Source organism: Bacillus sp. SIMBA_074 (genome assembly GCF_046534555.1).
GTDB classification, from domain to species: Bacteria; Bacillota; Bacilli; order Bacillales; family Bacillaceae_G; genus Bacillus_A; species Bacillus_A mycoides.
Genome location: NZ_JAWRYM010000573.1, coordinates 1 through 269, shown reverse-complemented (window position 1 = coordinate 269; position 269 = coordinate 1). Strand labels below are relative to the sequence as shown.

At 47.2% G+C, this 269-nt stretch carries 1 protein-coding gene; it reads right to left on the bottom strand.

The annotated features are described in order from the left end of the window. A partial coding sequence (locus SB773_RS32015; RefSeq protein ID WP_410594373.1) for a flotillin-like FloA family protein occupies positions 1 to 269 on the bottom strand: 269 nt, incomplete at both ends.

Below are 269 nucleotides of genomic sequence, written 5' to 3'. Positions count from 1 at the left end.
CAATACCATTCATCGCTACACCAGAGATGAATGGAGTTTCGATCACTTTCGGGTTAACGCTCATTTGAACGGCTTGCAGTACATCCCGACCTGCAAGGTCAATAGCTGCACCCCGTTCGAAAGGTAACACGATATTGGCACGTTCTGCAGCAATTAAAGCATTCACTACGCGATCGACATTACCGCCTGCAAGGTAATGGCTCTCCAATTGATTCGTTGAAACATTGATTCCAGCCTTATGGGCCTTGATAAGCGGATTGACAACCCTG